We start from the raw sequence: 20,921 nt of genomic DNA, 5'->3' as shown, positions 1-20,921 counted from the left end.
TTGACCTCGATTAAACAAAAATTGATGCTGCTTCCAGATCAGCCCGGCTGCTACTTAATGAAGAATGAATTTGGAAAAGTAATCTATGTAGGAAAAGCAAAAGTATTAAAGAACAGGGTAAAATCTTATTTTTCTGGTTCGCATGACGGAAAAACACAGCGTTTAGTCAGTGAGATCAGAGACTTTGAATATATTGTTACTTCAACGGAAATGGAAGCTCTTGTTCTTGAGATGAACTTGATCAAAAAGCATGATCCCCGATATAACGTCATGCTGAAAGATGACAAAAGCTATCCTTACTTAAAAGTAACTTCTGAAAAACAGCCTCGTCTTTTATACACACGGAAGATAAAAAAAGATGGGGGGAAGTATTTCGGCCCCTTTGTAAATGCGTATGCTGCACAAGAAACGAAAAAGCTCCTTGATCGAATTTTCCCGCTAAGAAAATGTGATACGATGCCGAAAAGAGTTTGTCTTTATTACCATATTGGCCAGTGCTTGGGTCCTTGTGTGTATGACATTACAGATGAACACAATAAACAGATGGTAGAAGGCATTATCAAGTTCCTTAATGGCGGTTATCAGGATGTGAAAAATCAGCTGGCAGAAAAAATGCTTGAGGCATCTGAGGCTTTAAACTTCGAACGTGCCAAAGAGCTTCGTGATCAGATCCAGCATATTGAAGCTGTAATGGAAAAGCAGAAGATGATGACTTCTGATTTAGTAGACAGAGACGTGTTCGGATATCATTTTGATAAAGGCTGGATGTGTGTACAGGTCTTTTTTATACGGCAAGGGAAAGTCATAGCACGGGATATATCTGTTTTTCCTTTCTATGGTGAAGCACATGAAGACTTGCTTACATTTATCGGCCAGTTTTATCTGCAAAAAAATCATTTGCTTCCAAAAGAGATCCTCTTGCCTCAACGGGTTGATGCTGATATGATTCAGCAGCTCCTCCAGGTAAAAGTACTTCAGCCAAAAAAAGGGCAGAAGAAGGAACTTGTTGAATTAGCCACGAAGAATGCGACCCTTGCGCTTAATGAAAAGTTTGCTCTCATTGAGCAGGATGAAGCCCGGACCATTAAAGCTGTTGAAAACTTAGGCGAAAGAATGGGGATAGCCCCGCCGTACCGCATTGAAGCGTTCGATAACTCCAACATTCACGGTACAGATCCGGTTTCAGCTATGGTCGTTTTTGTAGACGGGAAACCTTATAAGAAAGATTATCGAAAGTATAAGATAAAATCTGTAGAAGGTCCTGATGATTATGCCTCCATGAAAGAAGTGGTACGCAGAAGATACTCCAGATTGCTGAGAGAAGAAGGGGAATTGCCTAGTTTGATCCTTATTGATGGGGGAAAAGGCCAGATTTCTGCTGCCCAAGATGTACTTGAGAACGAACTTAATTTATTTATCCCTGTTGCTGGGCTTTCAAAAGACGAGAAGCACCGTACATCCCAGTTATGGCTTGGCGATCCCCCTGAGATGATTCATCTTCCAAGAAATAGCCAGGAATTTTACTTGCTTCAAAGAGTACAAGATGAAGTTCACAGGTTTGCCATTTCATTTCACAGAAAAGTTCGTTCTAAAAGTATGTTTGAGTCTACTTTGGACGGAATTGCGGGTATAGGAGAAAAAAGAAAGAAGATGCTGCTTCGTCATTTCGGTTCAATGAAAAAAATGAAAGAGGCAACAGTCGAAGAGATTCAGGAAGCGGGAGTCCCAAGAGGAGTAGCAGAAGAAATTAATAAAGCATTTTCTTCAAAAGACTAGTTGCAGTCACATTATAACTTTGTTAAAATGAATCCAACTTTATAAAAATGCCATGCTTCGAATGAAGTGATGGTAGAGGAGCAGGAACCAATAGTAGCCCATCTGAAGAGTAGAAGCTCTTATGAAGATGGTGGAAAGGGGATTCTTGCCGAAGTGTAAAAGGACTTCTAGCCTTTTATGCTGGACCTGTATTGAATAAATACAGAGCTGTCACACCATTCCCCCCAGGAATTGTGTGGAGGACTATCTCACTAGGGGGAAACAAACTTGGCTTGCTGCGGATATAGCAACAATAGGGTTTTTCCTTATTGTTGCTTTTTTGATTTTACTTTCAGAAAAATATAATTTTTCTACATGATGAGTATCATGGGGTTAAAAGTTTAAGTTGAAAGTAAAGTGCAACTAAGCAGACGTTCAAATTTAAGCGTCTACAAAGTTTTCTAATAAAAGCGATAGAAATTACAACAGGAAAGGATTTGGAGAAGATGGGGAGAATCGTACAAAAATTTGGCGGTACAAGTGTAGGTTCAGTTGAACGGATCCAAAACGCTGCAAAAAGAATCATTAACGAAGTCAACAAAGGCAATGAAGTGGTCGTGGTAGTATCTGCAATGGGGAAAACGACAGATGAACTTGTAGGGCTTGCCGCACAGATCAGCAAAAATCCTTCTAAAAGAGAAATGGATATGCTTCTCACTACAGGAGAACAAGTGACGATCGCCCTGTTAACGATGGCTTTACATCAGGAAGGGTATAAAGCAGTTTCATTAACTGGATGGCAAGCAGGAATCCAAACGGAGAACAATTATTCAAATGCCAGAATTCTAAATATTGATTCAGAACGAATAAATGGGCTTATAAAAGATGGAAATATTGTGGTCGTTGCAGGTTTCCAAGGCTTGATTCCGGAGACAAATGATATTGCTACTCTTGGAAGAGGCGGTTCTGATACAACAGCTGTTGCATTGGCGGCTGCACTTCAAGCAGATCGCTGTGACATTTATACAGACGTAACGGGTGTATATACGACTGATCCCCGGGCTGTCAAAACAGCAAGAAAAATCCCATCCATTTCATACGATGAAATGCTAGAGATGGCTAATCTTGGTGCAGGTGTTCTGCATCCGCGCGCTGTTGAATTTGCAAAGAATTATTCCATTAAACTGGAAGTCCGGTCAAGCATGAGTGATGAAAGAGGAACGTTAGTAGAGGAGGAAGCAACAATGGAACAAAACTTAATGGTTAGAGGTTTAGCATTTGAAGGTAACATAACAAAGATTACGGTTACTAACATGCCTAACGAAATTAATACATTGTCTGATTTGTTCACGATTTTAGCAAGCAATGGAATAAATGTAGATATTATTATTCAAAATGTGATGAACGAAGAAAAGACCAATATCTCATTCTCTATTGACTCAAGCCTATTGTCCGAAACACAGGAAGTACTTGCTGCTCATCAGGAAAAATTAGGTTTTGAATCTATCAGTCATGAAGGCAGTCTTGCTAAAGTTTCTATCATTGGATCAGGAATGATCTCCAACCCTGGAGTCGCAGCAAAAATGTTTAAAGCGTTATCTGACCAAGGTGTAATGATTAAAATGGTCAGTACTTCCGAGATTAAAGTATCAACGGTTGTTAAACAAGAAGATATGATTAAATCAATTGAAACACTTCATGACACATTTGAACTGGATGCACGTGTTCCTGTTCAAAAATAAGCATTCTTTGCAATTGGCTTTTTTCGTGAACGGGTACTAGTAGAAGCAGTTGAATTCCGCTTCAGGATGCTCGCTTTCCGCGAGGGGTAAGTTGAGCTTTGGTGGAGATGGATAGAGAGATTCATATTCAAGGAAGTATGTGTGCTCCTGCGTCTGCAAGCCTATTCTGCCGAAACGGGCTTCTTCGTCGCATACCTTGCAAGAAATTTCTCAGGTGGCTGGCACGCTGCTCCCGCAGTAGTCTCGCACTTTAAGCTTCTATCCACTTTCAACGAAGCGTACTCGTTAAAAATTCAAATGCAACAATCATTTAGAAATAAGCCTTTAGAGAAGAGTCTTACAATTGAAAAAAGCCGGCTTATGCCGGCTTTTGCTTATTCGATGATATCTTTTTTATCCCATTGGACCGTAATGGAAACTTTATTGCGTTTCATTGACTCAAGTGCTTCAGTTGTACATTTCTTTTGCAGTTGAATTTGTTCTGCTAAAAAACCAGCTTCTAAGCTGAAAGTTTGATGCTGGAAATTTTGAATACGCTGTTCAATAATCATGGAATGAAGTGAAAACACCATTTCAGTTTTTGATGCTTCTATCATTTCAAGGTTACCCCAGCCCGCTTCATAGAAAAAAGCGGTGACTTCTTCCATCGTATGTAAAGGGTATTTTCTGGCAAGGTGTCTGCCGGCCCAATATAGAATATTTCTTTCTTGTTTACCAAGAAGTTCAGGTAACAAATCGCTGCGAAGGATCTCGTACCCAAAAGCTGAAACAGAAGGCTTTTCGGCAGGGGTGGTCTCGTCCTTTGTTTTTTGTTTAAACATTCTGCATCCCTTCTTTCTAATTTTTATTATAACGGGTAAAGGGATCAAACTCTATAGCAACAATCAGTATTTGTCGAAATTGTTAAGAATGAAAAAACGCTGATGTATCAATAAAATCTCCTAATTTAGTTGTTAGCGTTTTCTTGACGGTGTCAAACGATGGGAGTAAAATGGACATGTTGCTAGTTGATTAAACTAATTGTTTAACACTTTTCCTCTTAATGGGGAAACTTAAAACGCTTACATGTGGAGAGGAACAAAAGATTAGCAGCCAGAGAGAGGCTAAATTTGAAGGGGGCAAGAAAATGGCTGGCAGTAAGGATTTTGTTAACAGAAGGATTCATTCACTTTTAGGAGTTATTCCTATCGGGCTTTTTCTAGTTCAGCATTTAGTTGTAAACCATTTTGCAACAAAGGATGCTGATGCATTTAACGCCGCAGCGCATTTTATGGAAAATCTGCCATTTCGTATTTTCCTAGAAACGTTCGTAATTTACTTACCAATTTTATTTCATGCGGTTTATGGACTTTATATTACATTCCAGGCTAAAAATAACGTTAGCCGCTATGGATATTTCCGCAATACAATGTTCCTCGTTCAGCGTGTAACAGGCGTTATTACACTGATTTTTATTGCATGGCATGTTTGGGAAACACGTGTACAAGCTGCGTTCGGACATGAAGTAAACTTCTCTATGATGGCCGATATTTTAAGTTCTCCATTTATGATCGCGTTCTACTTAATCGGAGTTTTATCTGCAGTATTTCATTTTGCTAACGGACTATGGTCGTTCTTTGTCAGCTGGGGCCTTACTGTTTCGCCTCGTTCACAGAAGATTTCAACTTACGTAACGATGGGTGTGTTTGTTCTTTTAGCTATCGTTAGCGTGCGTACTATTTTTGCATTCATTTAAAAGGGGTGAGACAAATTGAGTAATCAAAAAATTATTGTTGTTGGCGGAGGTCTCGCCGGATTAATGGCTACCATTAAAGCTGCTGAAGCTGGTGTAAATGTCGACCTCTTTTCAGTTGTACCAGTAAAACGTTCGCATTCTGTTTGTGCTCAAGGCGGTATAAACGGAGCTGTTAATACAAAGGGTGAGGGAGATTCACCTTGGGAACACTTTGATGATTCAGTTTACGGCGGGGACTTTTTAGCGAATCAGCCTCCTGTTAAAGCAATGTGTGATGCTGCACCTGGGATCATCCATTTAATGGACCGTATGGGTGTAATGTTCAACAGAACACCAGAAGGATTGCTTGATTTCCGTCGCTTTGGTGGTACTCAGCATCATCGTACGGCGTTTGCCGGTGCTACTACAGGCCAGCAGCTTTTATATGCACTTGACGAGCAAGTTCGACGTCATGAAGTTGCAGGACTTGTTACGAAGTATGAAGGCTGGGAATTTTTATCAGCAATTATTGATGATGAAGGCCAGTGCCGCGGTATAACAGCTCAAAACTTAAAAACTATGGAAATTGCCAGATTTGCTGCTGATGCTGTCATCATGGCAACAGGAGGACCTGGTATTATCTTTGGAAAATCTACGAACTCAGTTATTAATACTGGTGGGGCTGCATCTTCTCTTTATCAGCAAGGCGTTTATTATGCAAATGGTGAGTTTATCCAAATTCACCCTACGGCTATTCCTGGTGACGACAAACTACGTTTAATGAGTGAGTCAGCACGTGGTGAAGGCGGACGTGTTTGGACTTATAAAGATGGAAAGCCATGGTATTTCCTTGAAGAGAAGTATCCTGCATATGGAAACCTTGTTCCTCGTGATATCGCAACTCGTGAGATCTTCCATGTTTGTGTAGACCTTAAGCTAGGGATTAACGGAGAAAACATGGTATACCTGGATCTTTCACATAAAGATCCTAAGGAACTTGATATCAAACTTGGCGGAATCATTGAAATCTATGAAAAGTTCATGGGAGATGACCCTCGTAAAGTTCCAATGAAAATCTTCCCTGCGGTTCACTATTCAATGGGCGGCATGTGGGTAGATTATGATCAGATGACTAATATCCCTGGTCTATTTGCTGCAGGTGAGTGTGAGTACCAATACCATGGGGCTAACAGATTAGGAGCTAACTCTCTATTATCTGCTATTTTTGGCGGTATGCAAGCGGGACCATCTGCAGTTAAATATATTAAAGGATTGGAAAAAACGGTTGAAGATGTTTCTTCTTCTGTCTTTGAAAACCAAGTGAAGAAAGATCAAGAAGTATATAACAACATCCTTTCTATGGATGGAACTGAAAATGCATATGTGATCCATAAAGAATTGGGAGAATGGATGACTGATAATGTAACAGTTGTTAGATACAATGATAAATTGAAGCAAACAGATGAAAAAATACAAGAATTAATGCAGCGCTACAAGAATATCAACATTAACGATACTTCTAAATGGAGCAACCAGGGAGCTTCATTTACTCGTCAGCTTTGGCACATGCTGCAGCTTGCCCGTGTTATTACACTCGGTGCACTTAACCGTGATGAAAGCCGTGGAGCGCATTATAAGCCAGATTTTCCTGAACGTAATGATGAGCAATGGCTAAAAACAACAAAAGCGAAATTTAATCCAGCAACGAACGGACCTGAGTTTGAATATGAAGAAGTAGATGTTTCGCTTATCCAACCGCGAAAACGCGACTATTCCAAGAAGAAAGCAGGGGTGTAAGCATGACCGCTAAAATGGTTAAATTCGTCATCACGAGACAGGATAATCCAGAGACTGCCCCGTATACTGAAGAATTTGAAATTCCGCACCGCCCAAACATGAACGTTATTTCTGCTCTAATGGAAATCCGAAGAAATCCTGTAAACGCAAAAGGTGAAGCTACGACTCCAGTAACATGGGAAATGAACTGTTTAGAAGAAGTTTGTGGTGCATGTTCAATGGTAATCAACGGAAAGCCTAGACAATCTTGTACCGCACTTGTTGATCAATTAGAACAGCCGATTCGCTTAGAGCCAATGAAAACATTCCCTGTTGTTCGCGACTTGTCAATCGACAGAAGCAGAATGTTTGATGCTCTTAAGCGAGTTAAAGCATGGATCCCGATCGATGGCACGTATGATCTGGGTCCTGGACCACGTATGCCTGAAACAAAACGTCAATGGGCGTATGAATTATCAAAATGTATGACATGCGGTGTTTGCTTGGAAGCTTGTCCAAACGTAAACTCAAATTCTGACTTTATCGGACCAGCTCCACTTTCTCAAGTTCGATTGTTCAACGCGCATCCGACAGGTGAAATGAACAAAGAAGAACGTTTAAATGCAATTATGGATGACGGAGGTTTAGCAGAATGCGGTAACTCTCAAAACTGTGTTCAGTCTTGCCCGAAAGGAATTCCTTTAACAACTTCCATTGCTGCACTTAACCGTGATACAACATTCCAAGCTTTCAAGAACTTTTTTGGCAGTGATCGATAATTACAGAAGAAAAGCTTCTCTCGATAGGGAGAAGCTTTTTTTAACAAAGGTGGAAAGAAACAATGGCGAAACAGGATTATATTTCAAATATGGAAGATTGGAGAAAAGGATTTCACTTTTTTCATGAATTGAACGTTCGCTTTGGGGAAATAGACGGCTTTGGACATGTAAATAACACGAATGTATTTATCTATATGGAAGAAGCAAGGATTGCTTTATTTAAAGAATTAGGTTTGATGAGTGCATGGGGCGCACCTGATTCACGTGAAATACCGGTAGTTGCCGATCTGCAATGTGATTATCTGGCACAAATCTTGTATGATGAAAAATTAAAAATTTATGTGAAAATAAGTGAAATAGGCTCTTCGTCCATAGACTTGCATTATTTGGGAACAAATGAAAAAGAAAGAGCAGTTTTTACCGGAAGAGGCACCATTGTTCAGATTTCAAGAGAAAGCGGACGCCCTTTAAAATGGAATGAAGAACTAAGAAAACAATTGGATCATTTTTTACAAAAAGCCTTCAAATAAAAAATGGGCTTTTTTTTTATTGGAACTGGAATATTTTGTGGACTTTTTACCTGAACCAAGTCACTCACATCGCTGGTTTTACATACTATATGTTGACTAAATACTTCCAATATTCGTTGGCGGTTCCTAAACCCTAGCAAGGAGGGGTGAATTCATTGAAAGATAAACACTACCGACCGAAGCCTCTACTTACAAAAAGAGAGAGAGAAGTTTTCGAACTATTAGTCCAGGATAAAACCACAAAAGAGATCGCAGAACAATTATTTATCAGCGAGAAAACAGTTCGAAACCATATTTCGAATACCATGCAAAAGCTTGGGGTTAAAGGACGCTCTCAAGCCGTTGTAGAGTTATTGAGGCTTGGAGAACTCGAGATTTAGTCAGGAAGCGGCTTTCACGTGAAAGCCGTTTTCAGTTTGCATTTTAGAGGATAATTTGTTAACTGATAGATGGAAAAACAAGTAAACAAGATGAGGAATAAAATAAGTTCAACTACCGCTCAGGGTCAGCTAAGTTTTCTATACAGGTAAAAGTTGCAATTGATTTTTTAGTTCTTTTTCAGATATGATGACTAAGATGTTAGTGTTTTTGGCCAGTTAATGAAAAAGGTGAAAATCATGAATAAAAGCCTGCAAGTAAAAAAAGTATTAAATAACAATGTCGTGATCGTAACAGATTCGTCAAATAAAGAACAAATAGTGATTGGAAAAGGAATAGGATTTGCCAAAAAACAAGGCGAACCGATTCTTTCCGAACAAGTAGACAAGCTGTTTGTGCTGAAAAATGAAAATGAACAAGAGCAATATAAAACACTGTTAACCTATATAGATGAAGAAACTGTTGAAGTAATAAACGATGTTATCGTTCATATCAGAACAAGATTCGAAAATGACTTGAATGAGCACATTCATGTAGCCTTAACAGATCATATTGCTTTTGCCATTAAAAGGCTGCAGCAAGGATTGGATATTAAAAACCCATTTCTTACTGAAACACAGACTTTGTATCCTAAAGAATACACAGTTGCTGAGGAAGTAATAGAAGTGATCAATAGATCCTTGAAAATTCATCTTCCTGAAGGCGAAATCGGTTTTGTTGCTCTTCATATTCATAGTGCGATTACAAATAAAAGTGTTACAGATATTAAAAAACATTCCCAGCTTATCAATACACTTATGCAGATGATTCGACATTCACTGGATATGGAGATTGATACAAAAAGCATTAACTATCTTCGGTTAGTAAGGCACTTAAGACATGCTATTGAGCGGATCTCGATGGGAGATATTATGGAAGAACAAGAAAAGTTAGCAAAAGTGTTGAAAGAAGAATATCCTGTGTGCTACAATTTGGCTTGGAAGTTGATCAAGGTTATGCAAAATACCTTGAATAAGCCCGTGCCACATGCAGAAGCAGTTTACTTAACCATGCATTTGCAAAGGCTTTCGCGACATGACAATTAGCAAAACGTAATGAGTAATTGAATATATATAAGCGTTTTTACGTGTTACTGATTCGATCAGGCATAAGTAAAGAACAAAAGTGTAGCAAATACTTAATTAGGATATATTAAATCTGATTAGGTAAATTTGCTTATGTTCTTTATTTATGTCTTTTTTGTTTTTAGCGGAAGTAAATGGAAGGGTTATCATAATAAAAAAAAGGAGGACTTCCTATGTGGAAAAAGCTTTTTGGTGTACTTCAGCGTGTAGGTAAAGCATTAATGCTTCCAGTAGCTATTCTGCCAGCAGCAGGTCTATTACTTGCGTTTGGTAATGCGTTTAAAAATCCCGCGTTGATTAAAGTAATACCAGCCTTAGATGCAGCATGGTTTCAGCTTGTTGCAGATGTAATGGAGAAATCCGGAGACATCGTATTTGCGAACTTGTCATTATTATTTGCAGTAGGGGTTGCCGTTGGTCTTGCTGGCGGTGAAGGGGTTGCAGGTCTTGCTGCCATTATCGGTTACTTAATTATGAACGTTACGATGAGCGTCATTGAGGGTGTAACGCCTGATATGATCGGAAAAGATCCGTCATTTGCTAACGTGCTTGGTATTCCGACACTGCAAACGGGTGTATTCGGCGGTATTATTGTCGGGATTCTTGCATCGTATCTATATAAACGTTTTTATAACATAGAACTTCCTCAATACTTAGGTTTCTTTGCAGGTAAACGTTTTGTACCGATTATTACAGCTGTATCAGCATTAGGGCTTGGTATTTTAATGACGTTTATATGGCCGCCTGTACAGAATGGACTTAATACTTTCTCAGAAAGCATGATTAATTCTAATCTTACTTTAGCAGCCTTTATCTTTGGTGTAATTGAAAGATCACTGATTCCTTTTGGTCTTCATCACATTTTCTATTCACCGTTCTGGTTTGAATTTGGTTCATATAAATCAGCTGCAGAAGGTCTCGTACGCGGTGATCAGGCAATTTTCTTTGCACAATTAAAGGATAATGTGGAACTGACAGCAGGTACTTTCATGACAGGTAAATTCCCATTCATGATGTTTGGACTTCCTGCTGCAGCACTTGCTATGTATCATGCAGCTCGTCCAGAGCAAAAGAAAGTTGTCGCAGGGATCATGGGTTCCGCTGCCTTAACTTCATTCTTAACAGGGATCACAGAACCAATTGAATTTACATTCCTCTTTGTAGCACCGGTTCTATTTGGAATTCATGCGATTTTTGCAGGGCTTTCATTCATGGTTATGCATTTGTTAAATGTTAAAATTGGTATGACTTTCTCTGGTGGAGTCATTGACTATTTACTATTCGGAGTTCTTCCAAACCGCACAGACTGGTGGCTGGTTATTCCGGTTGGTTTAGTTTTCTCAGTCATCTATTACTTTGGTTTTCGTTTTGCGATTCAAAAGTGGAACCTGAAAACTCCAGGGCGTGAAATCGTTGATGATGAAGTTGAAACAAATGTTGGACCGTCCAATAAAGATTCTTTAGCTGCGAATATTTTAGAAGGCTTGGGTGGAGAGTCTAATATTGCTAACCTGGATGCATGTATCACACGCCTTCGTGTTTCTGTTCGTGATCCAAAAGAAGTTGACAAAGCACGTTTGAAAAAACTTGGTGCTTCTGGTGTTCTTGAAATGGGTAACAGTATCCAAGCGATTTTCGGAACCCGTTCAGACACTATAAAGAGTGAAATTCAGGATATTATAAATGGAAAAACAGTTGCTAAGCCGAAAAACAGCGAAAAAACAGCTGAGCAAGGCGAGTTAGCTGATACAACTGAAAAAGATGCAGTAAACCCAACTTCATCAACCTCAACAGAGGAACGTTTCGTATCTCCGATTAAAGGGAAAATAATTCCGATCACAGAAGTACCGGATCAGGTTTTCTCCGGAAAAATGATGGGTGACGGATTTGCGATTGAACCAGCAGAAGGTTTGGTTGTATCACCGGTTAATGGTAAGATAATCAATGTCTTCCCTACAAAACATGCGATTGGTATTGAATCAGATAACGGAAAGGAAATTTTGATTCATTTCGGAATTGATACCGTCAAATTAAAAGGTGAAGGTTTCGAAAGCTTTGTTTCTGAAGGAGATAAGGTAACAGCTGGGCAGAAGCTTCTAAAAGTTGACCTAAACTTTGTAACAGAGAATGCACCTTCCATCGTTACGCCGATTGTTTTTACTAACTTATCGGGAGAAACTGTTTCAGTCGAAAAAACAGGAACAGTGGATATTGAAGAAGAAAATATTATTACATTCAAAAAATAAAGGGGTAATTAAAATGGCAGAAAAAACATTTAAAGTAACTAGTGAATCAGGAATCCATGCTCGTCCAGCAACAACATTGGTAAACCAAGCTGGTCAGTTCAGCTCTGATATTACGCTTGACTATAACGGAAAGAGCGTTAACTTAAAGTCAATTATGGGCGTAATGAGCTTAGGTATTCAATCTGGAGCTGAAATTACTATTAAAGCTGAAGGTTCAGATGCAGAAGAAGCTATTGCTGCTTTAGAAGATGTAATGAAAAAGGAAGGGCTTGGTGAGTAATGTCTGAAAAAATTTCAGGTATTGCAGCATCAGCCGGCATAGCGATCGCAAAAGCTTTTGTACTTCAAAATCCGGAATTGACAATTGAGAAAAAATCAGTTGAGGATTCTGCTCAGGAAATTGACCGTTTCCAAGCAGCTCTTGAAAAGTCGAAGGAAGAACTGACTGTTATTAAAGATAAAGCTAATAAAGAACTTGGTGAAGACAAGGCAGCGATTTTTGCTGCCCATCTTCTTGTCCTTAGTGATCCAGAGCTGGTTGATGCTGTAAAACAAAAGATTGAAAGTGAAAAAGTAAATGCTGAATCAGCGATGAATGATGTTTCTTCCATGTTTATTGACATGTTTGACCAGATGGATAACGAATATATGAAAGAGCGTGCAGCAGATATTCGTGACGTTTCAAAGCGTGTTTTAGCACATTTATTAGATGTTCAATTTGCTACGCCTGCGAGTATTTCTGAGGAAGTTGTAATTTTGGCTGAAGATCTGACTCCTTCTGATACGGCGCAATTGAACCGTAAATTCGTAAAAGGTTTTGCAACTGATATCGGAGGAAGAACTTCTCACTCTGCTATCATGTCCCGCTCAATGGAGATTCCTGCAGTTGTAGGAACAAAGACGATTACAGAAAAAGTAGAGAATGGCGTAATGATCATCATCGACGGATTGGATGGTCAAGTTATCATTGATCCGACTCAAGATGAAATTGCCACATATGAAGAGAAGCAAAAGCAATATCAGAATCAAAAAGAAGAATGGGCGAAGCTTGTAAACGAAAAAACAATCTCTTCTGATAAGGTTCAGGTTGAGCTGGCAGCGAACATTGGTACGCCGGCAGATGTAAAAGGAGTTCTGGAAAATGGCGCTGAAGGCGTTGGTTTATATCGTACAGAATTCTTGTATATGGGACGCGATCAGCTTCCAACTGAAGAAGAGCAATATACTGCATATAAAGAAGTTCTTGAAAAAATGGAAGGGAAGCCTGTCGTTATCCGTACATTGGATATTGGGGGCGACAAAGAACTTCCATACTTGAACCTTCCGAAAGAATTAAACCCATTCTTAGGATTCCGTGCGATCCGTCTATGTCTGGAAGAACAAGATATGTTCCGAACACAGTTAAGAGCACTTCTTCGTGCAAGCACTTTCGGCAACTTGAAGATTATGTTCCCGATGATCGCGACTCTAGAAGAGTTCCGTTCAGCAAAAAGCATTCTTATCGAAGAAAAAGAAAAGCTTGTTAAAGAAGGAACAGAAGTTTCAGAGAACATCGAAGTAGGAATCATGGTTGAAATTCCATCAACAGCTGTTATGGCAGACACTTTTGCAAAAGAAGTAGATTTCTTCAGTATCGGAACAAATGACCTGATTCAGTATACGATGGCTGCAGACAGAATGAATGAGCAAGTATCTTACTTATATCAGCCTTACAGTCCTGCTATTTTAAGACTTGTAAAAATGGTGATCGATGCGGCTCATAAAGAAGGAAAATGGACTGGAATGTGTGGAGAGATGGCAGGAGATCCGATCGCAATCCCTATCCTTTTAGGGTTAGGACTGGACGAGTTCTCTATGAGTGCAACTTCTGTACTGCCAGCTAGAAGTCAGATCAGAGGGCTATCAAAAGAAAAGATCAGTGCACACATTGATGAAATTCTCCAAATGGATACAATGAAAGATGTTGTGGAATTTGTAGAGAAGAATTTTAAATAAAAGTTTTTACTCTAGTTGGTGTTAATTTTTAAAAAAAGGGCTATGGGATGTTTCCATAGTCCTTTTCCGTACATTTCGAACGATTTTTATTGCATTTTAATAAAAATATTAGCAGAATAGATAACAATGATAAACGCCTTTTGTTTACATCATGTTAATAGAGAGATGGGGCGATGGATACGTTGAACAGACCGATAGGAGTAATAGATTCGGGGGTTGGCGGATTAACCGTAGCAAGAGAAATTATGAAACAGCTCCCAAAAGAAGAAATCATCTATTTAGGGGATACGAAGCGATGCCCTTATGGACCTAGGCCGTTTGAAGAAGTTAGAACATATACGTGGGAATTGATCGATTTCCTTTTAGAGCAAGAAATTAAAATGCTTGTAATCGCATGTAATACAGCTACGGCGGCTGTGTTAGACGAAGCAAAAAAGAAGCTTGATATCCCTGTAATTGGTGTTATTCACCCTGGGGCACGTTCTGCATTAAAAGCAACCAAAAATAACCACGTAGGTGTAATTGGTACGATTGGAACAATAAACAGCGGTGCCTACAAACAGGCGCTGCAGCAGATTCGCAGTGATGTTATAGTGGAAAGCTTAGCTTGTCCTTCGTTCGTTCCGCTGGTTGAACAAGGAAAGCTTTCAGGAGAAGAAACACTGAATGCTGTATCGGAAACATTATACCCTTTAAAGGACGTCTCGATTGATACGCTGATTTTAGGCTGCACACATTACCCTTTGTTACGGCCAGTGATTCAGCAAGTAATGGGTGACCATATTAAAATATTGTGTTCAGGTGCAGAAACTGCCCGGGAGGTTTCTGTTATACTGGATCATAGCGGACTTTTGAACACTGAAGAGAAAAAACCGGTTCACCGTTTTTTAGCTACAGCCGAGAGCGCTCAATTTTTACAAATCGCCAACCATTGGCTGGATAGAAAAATAGATAAAGTAGAATGTGTAAGGCTTTAATTAATGATCAAAGCAGAATCGTTTCTTGTGATTCTGCTTTTTTATTTTTGTACAAGTGGTCTATCAGAAGAATATAGCTCGTATACATAATAGTACAAACCACTTGAGGAGGGAAAGTATGCGCAAAACAATGAGGTCAGGAGCTCCGCTGCTTTTGTTGTCAGTGTCATTACTGGTAACAGGTTGCGGATTAGGGGGAGAGAAAGCAGGAACTGAGCTTGATCCCCCGAAGGTGAATTACGTTAAGGAAGGAAAGTCACTTGATAAAAAAGATAAAGCAGCCAATGCCGAAAGTACTCAGAAAAGGCAGCTGTTTTTATTCGACAGTAATGGTATGGTTGTACCTCAAGTTTTAGCTCTTCCAAAGAACGATGAAACAGCTAAACAAGTTTTAGAGTATCTTGTAAAAGATGGACCGGTAAGCAATATCATTCCAAATGGCTTTCAAGCTGTTCTGCCGGCAGATACAGAAGTCTTATCTGTTAACATAAAAAAGGGAACTGCTACTGCAAACTTTTCAAAAGAATTTACAGAGTATAATGCTAAAGATGAAATGAAAATCTTGCAGGCCATTACGTTTACACTTACACAGTTTGATAATATTAAGAAGGTCAAAATACAGATTGAAGGCAAAAACCAAAATTCAATGCCTGTAAATAACACACCTGTTGGGGAAGGCGTCAGCAGAGTGGATGGAATTAACCTTGAGAACGGAAATGTGGCAGATATAACAAACAGTGAACTTGTGACACTCTACTTTTTAGCACAAACCCAGGATCAAACGTATTATGTTCCTGTTACACGGCGTGTAGCTAAAGAAGGAACTGACAGAGTTACAGCAACCATTGAACATCTAATTGATGGGCCGTCTGCAGAAAGCAACCTTCTGACTGATTTTAGAACAGATGTTAAATTATTGAGTACACCTGTTGTAAAAGACGGGGTGGTCACCCTGAATTTCAACGGTGCAGTATTAGATAACAAGGAAGAGAGTATGATTGCAGATGAAGTGCTTAATTCTATCGTACTTTCATTAACAGAGCTCTCCGAGGTTAAAAAGGTCGCTATTAAAGTAGACGGAAAGTCTAAAATTTTCACGGAAAAAGGTAAAGAGCTTACAGCTCCTGTTTCACGCCCTAAAGAAGTAAATACCGGTGAATTTTAAATCAGCAAGTGTTGTGATACAGTAAAGAGACGAGAAATCGTCTCTTTTTTGCGATAAGGAAGTATAACTTGTGAACTGCTCGATAACCGAATTAGTTAAGGTATTTCGTTCAAGTTCAACTCAGACTGACTAGAAGACCTTGGCGTCAGCCAAGATTTATTTTTATACGAGGAAAGTTGGAGGATACATAATGAAAATATTAATAGCAACAAAAAACACAGGCAAAGTAAAAGAATTTGAAGCCATGTTTAAGGAGATGGGTATTGAGGTCGTATCACTGCTAGATATTAAGAAAAGCCCAGATGTCGAAGAAACAGGAACAACCTTTGAGGAAAATGCTATTCTTAAGGCAGAAACGATCAGTTCACAAATGAATATTCCGGTTATTGCCGATGATTCCGGTCTTGAAATAGACGCTCTAGAGGGGAGACCAGGCGTTTATTCTGCAAGATATGCGGGAAGCCAAAAGAGTGATGAAGATAACATGGATAAAGTACTAAGTGAACTGAAAGATGTGTCTCGACAAAACCGGACAGCACGTTTTGTTTGTGCTCTTGCTTTTGCAAGACCAGACAAAAAAACTTTTGTAGTTAGAGGTACATGTGAAGGTGAAATATTAACTGAAAGACGAGGAAATAAAGGATTCGGGTATGATCCGATTTTCTATCTTCCGTCATTAGAACGTTCGATGGCAGAGCTGTCAAAAGAAGAAAAGAATAAAATCAGCCACAGAGCTGTCGCACTGCGTAAATTAAAAGAATTTATCAGCGAGGAGGACATGCTATGGCAAAAGCCTTGATTGTTAGTGACAGTCATGGATTAAAGGAAGAATTAATTACGATTAAAAGGCGCCATGAGGATAAAATTGATCTATGGATACATTGCGGGGATTCTGAACTTCAAACAAATGCAAAAGAACTGTCAGGTTTTGTTGCTGTCCGGGGGAATATGGATTTTTTAGGAAAAGATTTTCCGAATGAAGCGATTGAAATGCTCGGGAATAAATGTATATATATAACTCACGGTCATTTGTATGATGTAAAGATGTCGCATCTTTCGCTGGCTTTCAGAGCAGAAGAAACGGGAGCATCTATTGCTTGTTTCGGTCATTCGCATGTTGCTGAAGCATATGAACGTGAAGGTATGGTATTTATAAATCCGGGAAGCATCAGATTGCCAAGAGGAACTTTTAAAAAAACGTATGCCATTTTGGAAGTGAATCAATCTAATATTTCAGTGGTTTTTTATTCAGTGGAAGGAAAACAGATCGATTCCTTATCAAAAGAGTTTAAAGTAAATTAATTTAGAAAGTATGAAAAAATTTAAGAAATGGGTTGACTCTTTTGTGAATATCATGTATATTAAGTTATGTCGTCGCGACAAGATCTAATATGTCTGCGGGTGTAGTTTAGTGGTAAAACAAGAGCCTTCCAAGCTCTGGTCGTGAGTTCGATTCTCATCACCCGCTCCATTTGTTTTTCTCACGTTCAAATGGCACAAAAGAGTTACATCTGAAGTTTAACAGATCTTACATTTAAAATGCATGTTATAAAAACATATTTGTATCCACGGTCGACAGGTGGAACAAATCACTGTGTGCCCGCAGCGCATGGTAATTGCGGAAAGCGCATTGCTATGCGAAATGGGCTCAAAATACATATGTCCCAGTAGCTCAGCTGGATAGAGCATACGCCTTCTAAGCGTACGGTCGGGAGTTCGAATCTCTCCTGGGACGCCATATAACTATCTTTTATTACATAATCAAACACGCTTTATATCCTCTATTAAAGGATATAAAGCGTGTTTTTTTTATATTTAATAACGCGTTTTTGAAAGCGCTTTAAAAATGTTTACATTTGGCTGTTTTGTTCTGGTTTTTCCCTCAACCATGGGAATGAAAGCGCGTACAAAATATCAGAAAAATCAGAATTAAATATTTTTAATAAAATTCATGGTTGACCCTGCCGTGATATGGGCGTAATATTGTCAACAATTATAAATTGTTTTTAAAAAATTCTAATAATTCAATTCGTTAAGAAAAGGAGGATCACGATGCAGGAGCAATGGGTTTATGTAAATGGTGAGTACGTATTAAAAGACGATGCTAAGGTTTCAGTTTATGATCATGGTTTTTTATATGGAGATGGGGTGTTTGAAGGCATTCGTGTCTACAATGGTAACGTATATCGTTTAAACGAACACCTTCAGCGCTTATACGAATCGGCTCAATCCATTATGCTAAACATTCCACACACTAAAGAAGAGTTAACAGACATCATTGTCGAAACGCTCCAGAAAAACAAATATCGTGATGCCTATATTCGTTTAGTTGTTTCACGAGGAAAAGGTAATTTAGGTCTTGATCCGTTTACTTGCGGAAAACCTGGAGTCATTGTAATTGCAGAGCAGCTCGCTCTATTTCCAAAAAAACTTTATGAAACAGGACTGGAAATCATCACTGTCGCAAGCAGAAGAAACCGGCCGGATGTATTAAGTCCTAAAGTAAAATCCCTGAATTATTTAAATAATATTTTAGTTAAAATCGAGGCAAGTCTTGCAGGAGTTAGCGAAGCGTTAATGCTGAACGATCAGGGGTACGTGGCAGAGGGTTCTGCAGACAATGTATTTATTGTAAAAGGCAATACGATTAAAACCCCGCCTGGATATTTAGGAGCTCTAGAAGGTATAACGAGAAATGCAATTGTTGAAATTGCCAATGATCTCGGATACAAAATGAAGGAAGAGCCGTTCACAAGACATGATGTTTATGTAGCTGATGAAGTATTCCTGACTGGAACAGCTGCAGAAGTCATTGCAGTTGTTAAGGTGGATGGCAGAGTGATCGGCAACGGTGCACCTGGGGAACATACAAATAAACTTTTGGAAGCCTTTAGAAAAAAAGTTGTTGAAGAAGGTGTAAAGGTTTATTCGGGCCAAACCGTTCAAGCAGGATAATAGTTGTATAGGAGTGTTTCAAACATGCGCAGCAATATGATCAAACAAGGAATTGATAGAGCCCCGCACAGAAGTCTTCTCCATGCAGCGGGTGTTGCACCAGAAGATATGGATAAACCTTTTATCGGTGTTTGTAATTCCTATGTTGACATTATTCCGGGACATATGCATTTAAATAAGGTTGGTGAATGGGTCAAGGAAGCCATTAGAGAAGCAGGCGGAATTCCTTTCGAATTTAATACAATCGGTGTTGATGACGGAATTGCGATGGGGCATATCGGGATGCGTTACTCGCTTCCAAGCAGAGAAGTTATTGCAGATGCAGCAGAAACTGTAATCAATGCCCATTGGTTTGACGGCGTTTTTTATATTCCTAACTGCGACAAGATCACTCCTGGCATGCTGATGGCAGCAGTCAGGACCAATGTACCGGCAGTATTCGTTTCCGGAGGGCCGATGGAAGCCGGAAAATCTATGGCAGGCAAATCACTTTCACTTGCCTCGGTTTTTGAAGGAGTGGGTTCTCACCTTGCAGGGAAAATGACTCGGGAAGAGCTCCTGGAGCTTGAAACGAGCGCTTGTCCAACTTGCGGTTCATGTTCAGGAATGTTTACTGCAAATAGTATGAACTCAATCATGGAAATGCTAGGAATCACATTGCCGGGAAACGGTACAATTGTTGCAACATCCGATGAGCGGAGACAGCTTATACGTGATGCGGCAAATTCTCTTATGAGACTTGTTAAAGAGGATGTACGCCCAAGAGATATTATTACAAAAGCGGCGATTGATGATGCTTTTGCACTGGATATGGCAATGGGGGGATCTACAAATACAGTCCTCCATATGCTTGCTATAGCCAATGAAGCTGAGATCGAATATGATCTGACACGAATTAATGAAATTGCAGAAAGAATCCCTTACTTGTCTAAAATCAGTCCTGCTTCAGACTATTCCATGCAGGACGTTCATCGAGCAGGCGGTGTCAGTGCCATCATCAACGAACTCTGCAAAATGGAAGGTGCGATCCATAATGACCGTATTACAATATCCGGTGAAACTCTTCAAGAACGGGTTTGTAATGCTGATATTTTAGATGATGATGTCATTCGACGGAAGGATAACGCTTATTCACCGGTCGGAGGCTTATCTATTCTATATGGCAACATCGCACCAGATGGCTGTGTTATTAAAGTAGGAGCGGTAGACCCTTCGATCAAGACATTCCAAGGAGAAGCTATCGTTTATGAATCTCAAGATGACGCGATTAAGGGAATCAACAATAGTGAAGTAAGAGAAGGCCATGTTGTAGTTATTCGATATGAGGGGCCAAAAGGCGGACCCGGAATGCCTGAGATGCTTTCCCCGACATCTGCGATTGCAGGAATGGGATTAAGCACAAAAGTGGCACTTATAACAGATGGCCGATTTTCAGGGGCATCCAGAGGTATTTCGATCGGTCACATTTCGCCGGAAGCTGCTCAAGGAGGTCCGATTGCATTTATTAAAAATGGAGATCCGATCTTAATCAATTTAGTAAATAGAACGATTCAAGTAATGCTGACAGAAGATGAATTGAAAGAAAGAAAAGAAAACTGGGTGAAACCAGAGCCTAAGATTAAAAAAGGCTATCTAGCCCGTTATGCTGCTTTAGTAACTTCAGCAAACACTGGTGGAATCTTAAAAATTTAAAACCCTAAAACGATGACGGAGAACAATGGTAGATGTGGAATACACAGAGAGCCGGGTTGCTGTGAGCCGGTTATTCCTAATACCAGGACATCC

Annotated in this window: 18 protein-coding genes, 2 tRNA genes and 1 riboswitch; of the genes, 19 read left to right on the top strand and 1 reads right to left on the bottom strand. The window is 39.5% G+C overall.

The window, feature by feature from the left end; all coding sequences use genetic code 11:
- Positions 1-24 precede the first annotated feature (24 nt).
- Entirely contained in the window at positions 25-1,776 is a 1,752-nt protein-coding gene (uvrC, locus tag M3196_RS04665) for an excinuclease ABC subunit UvrC (RefSeq protein ID WP_251321727.1), read from the top strand.
- 65 nt (positions 1,777-1,841) lie between these two features.
- Positions 1,842-2,030: riboswitch (Lysine riboswitch) on the top strand.
- A gap of 231 nt (positions 2,031-2,261) precedes the next feature.
- Positions 2,262-3,497, top strand: coding sequence for an aspartate kinase (locus M3196_RS04660; protein ID WP_251321060.1), 1,236 nt, complete (start codon positions 2,262-2,264; stop codon positions 3,495-3,497).
- 374 nt (positions 3,498-3,871) lie between these two features.
- On the opposite strand, the gene M3196_RS04655 is transcribed toward M3196_RS04660, so the two are convergent.
- A complete protein-coding gene (locus tag M3196_RS04655) occupies positions 3,872-4,318 on the bottom strand; it encodes a YslB family protein (protein ID WP_251321059.1) in 447 nt (148 codons plus the stop codon).
- Positions 4,319-4,623: 305 nt separating this feature from the next.
- Here M3196_RS04655 and M3196_RS04650 point away from each other — a divergent pair, with 305 nt between their 5' ends.
- The 17 genes from M3196_RS04650 (at position 4,624) to ilvD (ending at position 20,828) form a co-directional block, all read left to right on the top strand.
- A complete protein-coding gene (locus M3196_RS04650) occupies positions 4,624-5,232 on the top strand; it encodes a succinate dehydrogenase cytochrome b558 subunit (protein ID WP_251321058.1) in 609 nt (202 codons plus the stop codon).
- Between the two features lie 15 nt (positions 5,233-5,247).
- Complete coding sequence (sdhA, locus tag M3196_RS04645; RefSeq protein WP_251321057.1) at positions 5,248-7,008, top strand: succinate dehydrogenase flavoprotein subunit; 1,761 nt, start codon at positions 5,248-5,250, stop codon at positions 7,006-7,008.
- Between the two features lie 2 nt (positions 7,009-7,010).
- Positions 7,011-7,766 carry a succinate dehydrogenase iron-sulfur subunit gene (sdhB, locus tag M3196_RS04640; RefSeq protein WP_251321056.1) on the top strand — a complete coding sequence of 252 codons (756 nt, stop codon included), beginning with the start codon at positions 7,011-7,013 and terminating at the stop codon, positions 7,764-7,766.
- A gap of 62 nt (positions 7,767-7,828) precedes the next feature.
- Entirely contained in the window at positions 7,829-8,296 is a 468-nt protein-coding gene (locus M3196_RS04635; RefSeq protein ID WP_251321055.1) for an acyl-CoA thioesterase, read from the top strand.
- A gap of 155 nt (positions 8,297-8,451) precedes the next feature.
- Positions 8,452-8,676 (top strand): helix-turn-helix domain-containing protein, encoded by a 225-nt coding sequence (locus M3196_RS04630; protein WP_066243534.1) that lies wholly within the window; start codon positions 8,452-8,454, stop codon positions 8,674-8,676.
- 237 nt (positions 8,677-8,913) lie between these two features.
- Positions 8,914-9,759 (top strand): glucose PTS transporter transcription antiterminator GlcT, encoded by an 846-nt coding sequence (glcT, locus tag M3196_RS04625; RefSeq protein WP_251321054.1) that lies wholly within the window; start codon positions 8,914-8,916, stop codon positions 9,757-9,759.
- Between the two features lie 212 nt (positions 9,760-9,971).
- Entirely contained in the window at positions 9,972-12,044 is a 2,073-nt protein-coding gene (ptsG, locus tag M3196_RS04620; protein WP_251321053.1) for a glucose-specific PTS transporter subunit IIBC, read from the top strand.
- A 13-nt stretch (positions 12,045-12,057) separates the two neighbouring features.
- Positions 12,058-12,324, top strand: a complete 267-nt coding sequence (locus M3196_RS04615) for a phosphocarrier protein HPr (protein ID WP_251321052.1) — start codon at positions 12,058-12,060, stop codon at positions 12,322-12,324.
- Complete coding sequence (gene ptsP / locus M3196_RS04610; protein WP_251321051.1) at positions 12,324-14,039, top strand: phosphoenolpyruvate--protein phosphotransferase; 1,716 nt, start codon at positions 12,324-12,326, stop codon at positions 14,037-14,039. Before M3196_RS04615 ends, ptsP begins: the two co-directional genes overlap by 1 nt.
- 182 nt (positions 14,040-14,221) lie before the next feature.
- Positions 14,222-15,016 carry a glutamate racemase gene (gene racE, locus M3196_RS04605; RefSeq protein WP_276531286.1) on the top strand — a complete coding sequence of 265 codons (795 nt, stop codon included), beginning with the start codon at positions 14,222-14,224 and terminating at the stop codon, positions 15,014-15,016.
- Between the two features lie 118 nt (positions 15,017-15,134).
- Positions 15,135-16,181 (top strand): GerMN domain-containing protein, encoded by a 1,047-nt coding sequence (locus tag M3196_RS04600; protein ID WP_251321049.1) that lies wholly within the window; start codon positions 15,135-15,137, stop codon positions 16,179-16,181.
- A 187-nt stretch (positions 16,182-16,368) separates the two neighbouring features.
- Complete coding sequence (locus tag M3196_RS04595; RefSeq protein ID WP_251321726.1) at positions 16,369-16,980, top strand: XTP/dITP diphosphatase; 612 nt, start codon at positions 16,369-16,371, stop codon at positions 16,978-16,980.
- Positions 16,965-17,483 (top strand): metallophosphoesterase family protein, encoded by a 519-nt coding sequence (locus tag M3196_RS04590; RefSeq protein ID WP_251321048.1) that lies wholly within the window; start codon positions 16,965-16,967, stop codon positions 17,481-17,483. The genes M3196_RS04595 and M3196_RS04590 overlap by 16 nt, the downstream gene beginning before the upstream one ends.
- 95 nt (positions 17,484-17,578) lie before the next feature.
- Positions 17,579-17,652, top strand: a tRNA-Gly gene (locus M3196_RS04585).
- Positions 17,653-17,842: 190 nt separating this feature from the next.
- Positions 17,843-17,919 (top strand) — tRNA-Arg (locus M3196_RS04580).
- Between the two features lie 314 nt (positions 17,920-18,233).
- Positions 18,234-19,136 (top strand): branched-chain-amino-acid transaminase, encoded by a 903-nt coding sequence (ilvE, locus tag M3196_RS04575; protein WP_251321047.1) that lies wholly within the window; start codon positions 18,234-18,236, stop codon positions 19,134-19,136.
- A 24-nt stretch (positions 19,137-19,160) separates the two neighbouring features.
- Complete coding sequence (gene ilvD, locus M3196_RS04570) at positions 19,161-20,828, top strand: dihydroxy-acid dehydratase (protein WP_251321046.1); 1,668 nt, start codon at positions 19,161-19,163, stop codon at positions 20,826-20,828.
- Positions 20,829-20,921: the final 93 nt, after the last annotated feature.

The organism is Fictibacillus nanhaiensis, assembly GCF_023715445.1.
In the GTDB taxonomy this organism is placed as follows: Bacteria; Bacillota; Bacilli; order Bacillales; family Fictibacillaceae; genus Fictibacillus; species Fictibacillus nanhaiensis_D.
This window is presented reverse-complemented; position numbering and strand designations above follow the sequence as displayed.